Source organism: Pseudomonas sp. FYR_7 (genome assembly GCF_043106155.1).
Taxonomy (GTDB): domain Bacteria; phylum Pseudomonadota; class Gammaproteobacteria; order Pseudomonadales; family Pseudomonadaceae; genus Aquipseudomonas; species Aquipseudomonas parafulva_B.
In genome coordinates, this window is sequence record NZ_JBICMI010000059.1 from 1 (window position 1) to 10,070 (window position 10,070).

The following is a 10,070-nucleotide window of genomic DNA, read 5'->3' on the forward strand; positions in this document are numbered from 1 at the left end:
GGCTGTTCCGGGGCCACATTTCAGTTTCTTGGGATTTCAGACAGAGCCTAAGACAGCCCTGCATTCTGTCATAGCTGCACTACACACGTTTCATGAGCTGTATGATGCACGTAAGCGCAGCAACTGACAGTGTCGAGGTTCTATCACTAACAACCGCTTCGTCCACGTTTGTACGTACAAGTGCGACACTGTTTCAGCCCCCTCCCCCAAATTTTTCCCTATCTCAGGGACGCTCTTCCCCCACGCCGCTGACCCACCTCAAGATCTACTCGCAGAAATAGCTGCCTGCTCAGGAGCTACGAAGAGGATATGCTGCTCACCTAACGAGAATGGCACCGCTACCTCGCCCACACCTTCAATTACCCGGAACTGATGCCCTGGTACCTTCCCAGAACACCGAGCACTGCCGCCCACTCATTTAGTTCCGAGCGCTCACCGATGGCTACACACCCGGGTCGATGCTCCTCACACATAGCGACGGCCAGGCAACCACCAGCTAGGTTTTACCTAACTCAAGCTTGCTCAGCTTTGGGAGCCCTAAGGGGAGCAGAGACTTTGATGGCCAATTGCACCCTAAAAGCGCCTCCCAAAGCATGCAGTTGGGTGATTACGATCTCAATAGGGTGCAATGAGGTGCAGTAGCATTCATCTGGCTGATTGCACACTTGATAGGCGCTCGTGATCGCGCCTGTCAGAGGTCGAATTTCGAGCAACAAAAAAGGGCTCCAGATTTCTCTGAGCCCTTTATTTACTGCGATTTGGCGGGGAACCAGGGATTCGAACCCTGGGAACGCTCTCACGTTCGCCGGTTTTCAAGACCGGTGCATTCAACCACTCTGCCAATTCCCCGGATGCATCTGGAATACTGACTGAAGCATGCAGCTGGGATTGGCCTTAGATAAGAACTCTAGGATAGTTGCCCATCGACGGTTTTCAAGACCGTTGCCTTAAACCACTCGGCCACGCTTCCAGCTGCTTTGCGGCCGCCATAATACCGGAATGAAACACGCTGTCAAACTCTCTGTGTCGCGGCTTGCAGGAGCTCTGGTAGACTCCTACCATCTTCGACGTTTCATATCACAGGTTCACCAAGGAGTGTCGCCATGCGCGAACAGGATTATGCCGTACATCACGGCCAGCAGGTCGAGCAGCAGGAGATCAGCAAGGTCCTGCGCAACACGTACAGCCTGCTGGCACTTACCCTCGCATTCAGCGGCCTGATGGCCTTCATCTCACAACAGATGCGGTTCGCCTACCCGAACGTGTTCGTCGTGCTGATCGGCTTCTATGGCTTGTTCTTCCTCACCGCCAAGCTGCGCGACTCGGTGTGGGGCTTGGTTTCCACCTTCGCCCTCACCGGTTTCATGGGATTCATTCTCGGCCCTATCCTCAATCGCTACCTGGGCATGAGCGGCGGCGCCGAAGTGGTCAGTTCGGCCTTTGCCATGACGGCGCTGGTGTTCGGTGGCCTGTCGGCCTACGTGCTGATCACCCGCAAGGACATGAGCTTCCTCAGCGGCTTCATCACCGCAGGCTTCTTCGTCCTGCTGGGTGCGGTCGTGGCCAGCTTCTTCTTCCAGATCAGCGGCCTGCAACTGGCTATCAGCGCCGGCTTCGTGCTGTTCTCGTCGGTATGCATCCTGTTCCAGACCAGCGCCATCATCCACGGTGGTGAACGCAACTACATCATGGCGACCATCAGCTTGTACGTTTCGATCTACAACCTGTTCATCAGCCTGCTGCAGCTGTTCGGCATCATGGGTCGTGACGACTAATCCAACGTTGTGTCCAAAGAAGCCCGCTTACGCGGGCTTTTTTGTGCCTGCGGTTTTTACCGAATATGCACGGTCTGAAAGCGGTACAGCGCCCATACTTATTGACCTAAAAGTCAGGTAACAAAGGCGATGATCGTCGAACAGGCGGCTAACCGGTATTCCCCTACCGCATTCCCTATTCTGCCCGTAGAATGCGCTCCTTTTTTATAGACGGGCAGCGCTGCGCAATGAGCTCACAGGAACACAGCCCAGGTGCAACAGCGCCTGACAACGAACTGGTACTGGGTCTGGAAGACAAGCCACGGCTGCTCATCGGCTTGCTGGCAGCGCTGCAACACCTGCTGGCGATCATTGTGCCGATCGTCACCCCTGGCCTGCTGATCTGCCAGGCGTTGGGCGTCTCTGCCCGGGATACCAACCTGATCGTGTCCATGTCTCTGGTCATCTCCGGCATCGCCACCTTCATCCAGTGCAAACGCTTCGGCCCTTTCGGTGCCGGCTTGCTGATCGTGCAAGGCACCAGCTTCAACTTCGTCGGCCCGCTGATTGCTGGCGGGGCCTTGATGGTTAAGCAAGGCACGCCTGTGGAAGGCGTCATGGCCGCCATTTTCGGCGTGGTCATTGCAGGCTCATTCGTCGAGATGGGCGTCTCGCGCATCTTGCCCTTCGTCAAACGGCTGATCACCCCGCTGGTGACCGGCATCGTGGTGCTGATGATTGGCCTGACGCTGATCAAGGTCGGCCTGATCAGCATGGGCGGTGGTTTTGGCGCCATGGCCAACGGGACCTTTGCCAACGGCGAGAACCTGCTGCTGTCAGGCGTGGTACTGGCGATCATCGTCATCCTCAACCGCATACCGGTGGTCTGGCTGCGCAGTTGCGCCATCGTCATCGCGCTGGCGGCGGGCTATGCCCTGGCCGGCTATCTGGGCCGCCTGGACTTCACCGGCATGCACGAGGCCGCGCTGTTCCAAGTGCCGACACCCTTGCACTTTGGCCTCGGTTTTTCCTGGGCACTGTTCATCCCGATGCTGGTGATCTACCTGGTGACCTCTCTGGAGGCCATCGGTGATGTAACCGCCACCAGCAAGGTCTCGCGCCAGCCCGTGGAAGGCCCGGTGTGGATGCAGCGCATCAAGGGTGGCGTGCTGGTCAACGGCGCCAACTCACTGCTGGCTGGCGTGTTCAATACGTTCCCAAGCTCGATCTTCGCCCAGAATAACGGCGTCATTCAGCTGACCGGTATCGCCAGCCGTCACATCGGCGTATGGATTGCGGGGATGCTGATACTGCTGGGCTTGTTCCCAAGCGTTGCCGGGGTGATTCAGGCGGTTCCAGAGCCTGTGCTGGGCGGCGCGGCCATGGTCATGTTCGGCGCAGTGGCAGCCTCGGGTATCAATATCCTGGCCAGCACCCGGCTCGATCGCCGCGCCTTGTTGATCATCGCCGTATCGCTGGCCTTGGGCCTGGGCGTAGCGCAGGTACCCGAATTTCTTGCCCATATGCCAGCGGCGATTCGCAACGTGATGGAGTCAGGTGTTGCTACCGGAGGCATCTGTGCCTTGGTACTCAACTGGTTCCTGCCCGAGGGCCAGGCAAAGGCCTGAATACCACGGGCCTGCAGCAGTCAGGCCTTTTTGTTTATCATGGCGCGATTCAATAGCACGAGTTCGCCATGAAATTTGCTATCGCGGTGTTTTCCCCCGCACAGGCACCCGCTTCCCGCCGGGCGCTGCGCTTTGCCGAGGCAGCGCTGGCTGCGGGGCACGGCATCACCCGCTTGTTCTTCTACCAGGACGGGGTGCACAGTGCATCGTCCAACGTGGTAGCCCCTCAGGACGAACAGGACATTGCGCAGCAATGGCGCACGTTCGTTCAGGCCAATCAGCTCGATGCAGTGGTGTGCATCGCCGCCGCCCTGCGTCGTGGCGTACTGGACGAACGCGAAGCCAGCCGCTATCAACGCCCTGCCGTGAATCTGCAGCAACCCTGGGAACTGTCCGGGCTTGGTCAGTTGCATGAAGCGGCGCAAACGGCCGACCGGCTGATCTGCTTTGGAGGCGACTGAATGGCCAAGTCCATGTTGATCATCAGTCGCCAGGCGCCCTGGAGCGGGCTGTCTGCCCGCGAAGCGCTGGATATCGTCCTGGCCGGCGGCGCCTTCGATCTGCCGCTGGGCGTGCTGTTCCTGGACGATGGCGTGTTCCAGCTGGCCTGCGACCAGCACCCTACCGCCCTCGAGCAAAAAAACCTGGCTGCCAACCTGCAGGCACTGCCCATGTTCGGCGTAGACGCGTTGTACGTCTGTGGCCATAGCCTGGCTCGGCGCGGCATGACGCACGCAAGCCTTGGCCTGCCGGTAGAGGTACTTGACGATGCGCAGCTTGCGGCTTTGATCGCACAGTTCGACGAAGTGGTGACGCTCTGATGACAACCTTGCATGTAATAGCCCACTCCCCGTTTGGTGACGAACGCCTTCACAGCTGCCTGCGCTTGCTCGGCAGCGAAGACGCCGTGCTGCTGTGTGGCGATGCGGTCTACGCCCTGCTCCCAGGCAGCGAGCCGTTGCGTTTGCTGGAGCAGGCCCAGTTAATCGGTCGCCTTTATGCACTGGAAGAAGACATTCAGGCCAGGGCCATTGCGTCCTCGCTGGCAACGACGGTCGACTACCCAGGCTTCGTTGCGCTGTCCCTGCACCATGACAAGGTCAACAGCTGGTTATGAACACGCTCGATATCGAAGGCAAGGCCATTGCCCTGGACCAGGACGGCTTTCTGGTCAACCTTGAGGATTGGTCAACGGCCACCGCGCAAGGCTTGGCCACCCGCGAAGGCATTGACCTGACGCCTGACCACTGGGAAATCCTGTCATTGCTGCGCGCGTTCTACCAGGAGTATCAGCTCTCGCCCGCCACGCGCCCCCTGATCAAATACGCAGCGCTCAAGCTAGGCCCGGAAAAGGGCAATAGCGCCCATCTCAATCGCCTGTTCAATGGCACTCCCGCCAAACTTGCCGCCAAACTGGCGGGCCTGCCCAAGCCGACCAATTGCATATGACCAGCCTACGCCCGCTTACCCTGGAAACCCCCGCTGAACACCCCTTCGCCGAGTACGTGCGCATCCTCGGCAAAGGCAAGCGTGGCGCGCGCGGCCTGACACGCGAAGAAGCCCGCGCCGCCATGACCTTGCTGCTTGAGGGTAAAGTCGAAGACGCGCAGCTGGGCGCCTTTCTCATGCTGCTACGGCACAAGGAAGAAAGCGCAGAAGAGCTCGCCGGCTTCACCGAAGCGCTGCGCGCGCACTTGCAAGCGCCTGCCATGGCCGTGGACATCGACTGGCCGAGCTATGCCGGCAAGAAGCGCCATCTGCCCTGGTACCTGTTGGCCGCCAAGTGCCTGGCCGGCAATGGGGTGCGTATCCTGATGCACGGTGGCGGTGCGCACACCGCAGGCCGCCTGTACAGCGAACAACTGCTCACGCTGCTGCACATTCCCCTGTGCCGCGACTGGCAGGCCGTCAGTGAGGCCCTGGACCAGCACCACCTGGCCTTTTTCCCACTGCAGGACTGGGCGCCTGAACTTCAGCGCATGATCGACCTGCGGAACATTCTGGGCCTGCGCTCGCCGATCCACTCCCTCGCACGGGTGCTGAACCCGCTCGGCGCACGCTGTGGCCTGCAGAGCATCTTCCACCCGGGTTACCAGGCCGTACACCGCGAGGCCAGTCGCTTGTTGGGCGATCATGCGATCGTGATCAAGGGTGATGGTGGCGAAATCGAGGTGAACCCGGATGTGCTCAGCCATCTCTACGGCACCACTGACGGCAAAGCCTGGGACGAAGAATGGCCTGCCCTGAGCGAGCGGCGCCACGTCAAGCCGGCAACGCTTGAGCCTGAGCACATGCTGGCCTTCTGGCGAGGTGAGGTTGAAGACAGCTATGCCCAAAAAGCAGTGCTGGCCACCATGGCGCTGGCGCTTCGCGGGTTGGGGCAAGACCGCGAGCAGGCGTTTGCCCGCGCGCAAGCGTGGTGGGCTGATCGCAATCGATCGATTTAACCGATCATACCGCCCCACTCTTTGCGCTATTGCTTCGAACGTCTTTCTCTAGACTGGGCTCCAAAGACAAATCGCTTTTGTTAAGGAGCTCATCATGGGCCTGTTGGTCGACGGTCGCTGGCATGACCAGTGGTACGAAAATGGCAAGGATGGCGCGTTCAAGCGTGAGGACTCACAGCGGCGCAACCCATTGCCTGCCGCTGAGCCGGGGCGTTACCACCTGTATGTTTCGCTGGCCTGCCCCTGGGCTCATCGCACTCTGATCATGCGCGCGCTCAAAGGCCTCGAGCCGCTGATCGACGTGTCGGTGGTCAGCTGGTTGATGCAAGGTGACGGCTGGACCTTCGACCGCCAGAACGGCTCTTCGGGCGATCACCTCGACGGGCTCCAGTACCTGCACCAGCGCTACACCCAGGACGACCCTCATTACACCGGGCGCGTGACCGTACCGGTGCTGTGGGACAAACAAGAGAACCACATCGTCAACAACGAGTCGGCGCAGATCGTGCGGATCTTCAACCATGACTTCAATTCGCTGACCGGCAACCTGCTCGACTTCTACCCGCAACCGTTGCGAGCGGACATTGACGCCTTGAACGAACGCATCTACCCGGCCATCAACAACGGCGTTTACCGCGCAGGCTTTGCGACGACACAGCAGGCCTACGAAGCGGCCTTCGACGAGGTGTTCAGCGAATGGGATCACCTCGAAGATGTGCTTAGCCGACACCGCTACCTGGCAGGCGAGTACCTCACCGAGGCCGACGTACGCCTGTTCACCACGGCGGTGCGCTTCGATGCCGTTTACCACGGCCATTTCAAGTGCAACCTGCGCCGTCTGAGCGACTACCCCAACCTGACCCACTGGCTGCGCGAGTTGTATCAATGGCCAGGGGTAGCCGACACGGTGAACATGCAGCACATCCAGAACCATTACTACCTCAGCCATACCACCATCAACCCCAATGGCATCGTGCCAAAGGGGCCGCTGCTGGACTTCAGGCTGCCCCATGATCGCGCACGCTTGCCCGGCAAGGGTATATGGGGTGGGAGCTGAACTAGCCTGTGCCCTGCCCAGACCGAATCAGTCGCGCATGAACCCGCCATCGACGTCCATGATCTCGCCGGTCACGAACCCGGCCTCCCGCGAGGCCAGGAAGCATACGGCGGCGGCGATGTCGCGGGGCGTGCCGGCGCGGCCAAGCGGCATCTGTGCGAGCACTTCTGCCCTGGCCTGAGGCGCCAGCGCGCTGGTCATCTCGGTGTCGGTCAGTGCCGGCGACACCGCGTTGACGGTGATGGCATAGGGGCCGGCTTCTCGCGCCAGTCCTTTGGTCAAGGCGATCACCGCGCCTTTGGCCGCCGCGTAGCAGCTATTACCCAGCAAGCCACCCCCACGCTTACCTGCCACCGATGCGATATTGATGATGCGCCCGCTTTGGCGCGCCATCATGCCCGGCAGCACGGCCTTGGCGCAGAAAAACACGCTGTTCAGGTCAATGGCCATCACCCGGTTCCATTCCGCGGTGGTGACCTCCAGCAAAGGGCCAGTCGAGACGATGCCTGCGTTGTTGACCAGGATGTCGACCCCTCCCAACAAGGCTTCCACCTGGTTCACCATGGCCTGGACCTGAACCTCATCGGCAACATCCGCTCCCACGCCAACCGCCTCGATCCCGGCTTCTCGCAACCGAGCCGCAGCCGTCTCGGCCGCCTCGGCATCCAAATCGCACACCCCTACTCGGGCACCGGCCTGGCCCAGTGCCGTGGCGATCGCATGACCAATGCCACGGGCGGCGCCCGTTACCAGGGCCGTGCGGCCGGTCAGGGTGAAATTGAGTGCAGCATGCACAACGGGAGTGCTCATGGTCGTCATCCATCAAAAAATGGCCGCAGCCAGGCGCGCCTGCTCATTGGCAGCAGGCGGTCGTCTAAGGTACTGGAGGGTCAGGGCATCACGCGGTGCCGCAGGCGCCGAGCGCCAACTGCTCCTTGAGCGGGGGAATGTCCAGCCGGCGCATCACCCGGTACAACGAGGGCCGGCAGATCCCCAGAGCGCGGGCCGCCGCCGACATGTTCCAGCGGCAGCTCTGCAAGGCCTGTAACACCTCACTGCGCTCATCGCCTGAAGGCGCCGCCCGGCGGATGGGCGTGATGTTGGCAGGCAACGCAGCCGGGGTCTGGCACTGCTCGATGAAGTCCAGCGGCAGATCGCTGCGCAGCATTCGCGGGCCTTCCATCACGGCGCAGGCGTAACGCACGACCGCCCGCATCTGGCGCAGATTCCCCGGCCAGGAGTGGGCCATCAGCAAGCTCCACACCTGCGCCAGTACCTGGCGTGGATCACAGCCTGGCAATTCATGGGCCACCATGTTGCACAACAGCTCGCCACGGTCCTGGCGCTCGCGCAGCGGCGGTAACTGCACCACGCCCGTGGCGATGCGATAGAACAGGTCCTCGCGGAAACTGCCCTCGGCAACCCGTGCCGAGAGGTCCTGGTGCGTCGCGCAAACCAGCGCAAAGTTGACTGGGATGCTGCGCTCGGCACCCAGGGGCGTTACCTCACGTTCGGCAATCACCCGTAGCAGGCGCGTCTGTTGTTCCAGGGGCATGTCGCCGATTTCATCGAGAAACAGCACGCCGCCATCGGCTTGCTGAACCTTGCCTTTCTTGCCGCCCGGTAAAGCACCCGAGAACGCCCCGCGGCTATAGCCGAACAGCTCGCTTTCGATGAGGGTTTCGGGAATGGACGCGCAATTGAGCGCCACCAGTTGTGCACCGCGGCGTTGACTGTGCGCGTGCAGGGCGCGGGCGAGAATTTCCTTGCCGGTACCGGTCTCTCCGCGGATCAGTACGGCAATGCCACGCTCTATCAGCCGCAAGGCCCGGTTAAAGGCCTGACGCACCACAGGGTCACTGTCTTGAGCGATGTTGCACGCCTCCACGACGGGTTGGAGCGCACGAACGGCAGGGTTACAAGCGGTCATTAGCGTCACCTTTTTCTTGTTCTATAGCTTTTGACTATGTCGACTGGCGGGCTTGTGACGCCGCCTCGGCCGAATGACGTTGCACGGTTCACATTAGGGAGGCGCAGTTATATTTTCCAATACATAATCATGCATCGACTGATACCTTCGAGAGCATCATGATTGAGCTCAGGCATCTGCAGTACTTCCGCACGCTGGCCGAAACCCTTCACTTCGGCCGAGCGGCCGAGCGCCTGCATATTTCACAGCCACCGCTGTCGCGGCAAATTGCGCTTCTGGAGGAAGAGCTTGGGGTCAAGCTGTTCGACCGCTCCCGGCGCAGGGTCGAGCTGACGGAGGCCGGCCAGCGCTTCTACCTCGATACCGGCACGGTGTTCGCAGCCTTCGAGCAAGCCAAGCGCAATGCACTGGCCGCCGCGCGCGGTGCGGCAGGGGCACTTTCCGTGGGGTTCATGATGTCCACCGCTTACAGCATCACACCGGCGATCACCCGCCGTTATGCCGCGCTGTTCCCCCAGGTGAACTTGAAGTTGACCGAGACGCTGCCATTGGACCTGGCCCAGGACATTACCAGTGGCAACAAGGATGTAGCGATCATGTACCGGCCTCAGGACTGCACAGGCCTGGAAACCGTCACGCTGTACCGCGAGGAAATGACCCTGGTACTGCCGCCCGGCCACCGCCTGGCCGAGCAAACCGTCGTGGAGCCACGTGAGCTTGCCGGTGAAACCTTCATCATCGTGCCACGGCGTATTGCCCCTGCCCTGCATGACATGATCTGCAACTACTGCCTACAGCATGGAGTCACCCCCAACATCGGCCTTGAGATCAACATGCAGCAGACCATCGTCAACCTGGTGGGCGAAGGCCTGGGGGTGGCGATGGTCCCCCGGTCGATGCGCAACATGCGCCTGGCCAGTACCAGCTTCAGGCCCCTGCGCGAAGCACCGGTGATCGAAGTGGTGGCCGTGTGGAAGGCCGACAATCACAACCCCTGCATCGCCACCTTCGTCGAAACGGCCTTGCAAGCCGGGGAACAGGCGACCCGAGAGGATGAGGCGCAACGCGGTTCAGAGCAGTGAGTATCTGGTCTGGAGGCCGGCGACCGGCCATGTGGGGCTGAAATCCTGGGGCCGCTGTGCGGCCCATCGCGGCGCGAGGCCGCTCCCACAGGTATTTGAGCTGCGCCCCAAATGTTGGACATCCGTCCACTTTTAGGGCGCAGCTCAATTGCTCACCCTCGATACTTTGCTC

Annotated in this window: 11 protein-coding genes and 1 tRNA gene; 9 read left to right on the forward strand and 3 right to left on the reverse strand. The window is 61.0% G+C overall.

Annotation, left to right across the window (positions count from 1 at the left end):
* Positions 1-759: 759 nt before the first annotated feature.
* Positions 760-849, reverse strand: a tRNA-Ser gene (locus ACF8R3_RS14975).
* 254 nt (positions 850-1,103) lie between these two features.
* Here ACF8R3_RS14975 and ACF8R3_RS14980 point away from each other — a divergent pair.
* From ACF8R3_RS14980 to ACF8R3_RS15015, 8 genes are all read left to right on the forward strand, one after another.
* The gene (locus tag ACF8R3_RS14980; RefSeq protein ID WP_023534840.1) at positions 1,104-1,775 is read left to right on the forward strand and encodes a Bax inhibitor-1/YccA family protein; all 672 of its coding nucleotides are present in this window, start codon (positions 1,104-1,106) and stop codon (positions 1,773-1,775) included.
* Positions 1,776-2,002: 227 nt separating this feature from the next.
* Positions 2,003-3,382: a nucleobase:cation symporter-2 family protein gene (locus ACF8R3_RS14985; RefSeq protein ID WP_078478355.1), complete on the forward strand. Its 1,380-nt coding sequence runs from the start codon at positions 2,003-2,005 to the stop codon at positions 3,380-3,382.
* Positions 3,383-3,450: 68 nt separating this feature from the next.
* Positions 3,451-3,843 (forward strand): sulfurtransferase complex subunit TusD, encoded by a 393-nt coding sequence (gene tusD / locus ACF8R3_RS14990; protein ID WP_058637907.1) that lies wholly within the window; start codon positions 3,451-3,453, stop codon positions 3,841-3,843.
* Positions 3,844-4,203, forward strand: coding sequence for a sulfurtransferase complex subunit TusC (tusC, locus tag ACF8R3_RS14995; protein WP_058603445.1), 360 nt, complete (start codon positions 3,844-3,846; stop codon positions 4,201-4,203).
* Complete coding sequence (tusB, locus tag ACF8R3_RS15000; protein ID WP_058637909.1) at positions 4,203-4,499, forward strand: sulfurtransferase complex subunit TusB; 297 nt, start codon at positions 4,203-4,205, stop codon at positions 4,497-4,499. The genes tusC and tusB overlap by 1 nt, the downstream gene beginning before the upstream one ends.
* Positions 4,496-4,831, forward strand: coding sequence for a TusE/DsrC/DsvC family sulfur relay protein (locus tag ACF8R3_RS15005; RefSeq protein WP_392515820.1), 336 nt, complete (start codon positions 4,496-4,498; stop codon positions 4,829-4,831). The genes tusB and ACF8R3_RS15005 overlap by 4 nt, the downstream gene beginning before the upstream one ends.
* Positions 4,828-5,829 (forward strand): glycosyl transferase family protein, encoded by a 1,002-nt coding sequence (locus tag ACF8R3_RS15010; RefSeq protein ID WP_392515821.1) that lies wholly within the window; start codon positions 4,828-4,830, stop codon positions 5,827-5,829. The genes ACF8R3_RS15005 and ACF8R3_RS15010 overlap by 4 nt, the downstream gene beginning before the upstream one ends.
* A gap of 94 nt (positions 5,830-5,923) precedes the next feature.
* Positions 5,924-6,886: a glutathione S-transferase family protein gene (locus ACF8R3_RS15015; RefSeq protein WP_058637912.1), complete on the forward strand. Its 963-nt coding sequence runs from the start codon at positions 5,924-5,926 to the stop codon at positions 6,884-6,886.
* Between the two features lie 27 nt (positions 6,887-6,913).
* Here ACF8R3_RS15015 and ACF8R3_RS15020 read toward each other — a convergent pair whose 3' ends face one another.
* Together ACF8R3_RS15020 and ACF8R3_RS15025 are read right to left on the reverse strand one after the other, a co-directional pair.
* On the reverse strand, positions 6,914-7,696 hold the full coding sequence (locus tag ACF8R3_RS15020) for an SDR family NAD(P)-dependent oxidoreductase (RefSeq protein ID WP_058637913.1): 783 nt from the start codon (positions 7,694-7,696) through the stop codon (positions 6,914-6,916).
* Positions 7,697-7,784: 88 nt separating this feature from the next.
* A complete protein-coding gene (locus ACF8R3_RS15025) occupies positions 7,785-8,816 on the reverse strand; it encodes a sigma-54-dependent Fis family transcriptional regulator (RefSeq protein WP_196126148.1) in 1,032 nt (343 codons plus the stop codon).
* Between the two features lie 158 nt (positions 8,817-8,974).
* On the opposite strand from ACF8R3_RS15025, the gene ACF8R3_RS15030 reads away from it, so the two are divergent.
* Entirely contained in the window at positions 8,975-9,898 is a 924-nt protein-coding gene (locus ACF8R3_RS15030) for a LysR family transcriptional regulator (protein WP_058637914.1), read from the forward strand.
* Positions 9,899-10,070: the final 172 nt, after the last annotated feature.

Excerpts from the sequence above, each read along its gene's own strand:
- ACF8R3_RS14980 (WP_023534840.1), top strand. The coding sequence starts at position 1,104 with ATGCGCGAACAGGATTATGCCGTACATCACGGCCAGCAGGTCGAGCAG.
- ACF8R3_RS14985 (WP_078478355.1), top strand. The coding sequence starts at position 2,003 with ATGAGCTCACAGGAACACAGCCCAGGTGCAACAGCGCCTGACAACGAA.
- tusD (WP_058637907.1), top strand. The coding sequence starts at position 3,451 with ATGAAATTTGCTATCGCGGTGTTTTCCCCCGCACAGGCACCCGCTTCC.
- tusC (WP_058603445.1), top strand. The coding sequence starts at position 3,844 with ATGGCCAAGTCCATGTTGATCATCAGTCGCCAGGCGCCCTGGAGCGGG.
- tusB (WP_058637909.1), top strand. The coding sequence starts at position 4,203 with ATGACAACCTTGCATGTAATAGCCCACTCCCCGTTTGGTGACGAACGC.
- ACF8R3_RS15005 (WP_392515820.1), top strand. The coding sequence starts at position 4,496 with ATGAACACGCTCGATATCGAAGGCAAGGCCATTGCCCTGGACCAGGAC.
- ACF8R3_RS15010 (WP_392515821.1), top strand. The coding sequence starts at position 4,828 with ATGACCAGCCTACGCCCGCTTACCCTGGAAACCCCCGCTGAACACCCC.
- ACF8R3_RS15015 (WP_058637912.1), top strand. The coding sequence starts at position 5,924 with ATGGGCCTGTTGGTCGACGGTCGCTGGCATGACCAGTGGTACGAAAAT.
- ACF8R3_RS15020 (WP_058637913.1), bottom strand. The coding sequence starts at position 7,696 with ATGAGCACTCCCGTTGTGCATGCTGCACTCAATTTCACCCTGACCGGC.
- ACF8R3_RS15025 (WP_196126148.1), bottom strand. The coding sequence starts at position 8,816 with ATGACCGCTTGTAACCCTGCCGTTCGTGCGCTCCAACCCGTCGTGGAG.
- ACF8R3_RS15030 (WP_058637914.1), top strand. The coding sequence starts at position 8,975 with ATGATTGAGCTCAGGCATCTGCAGTACTTCCGCACGCTGGCCGAAACC.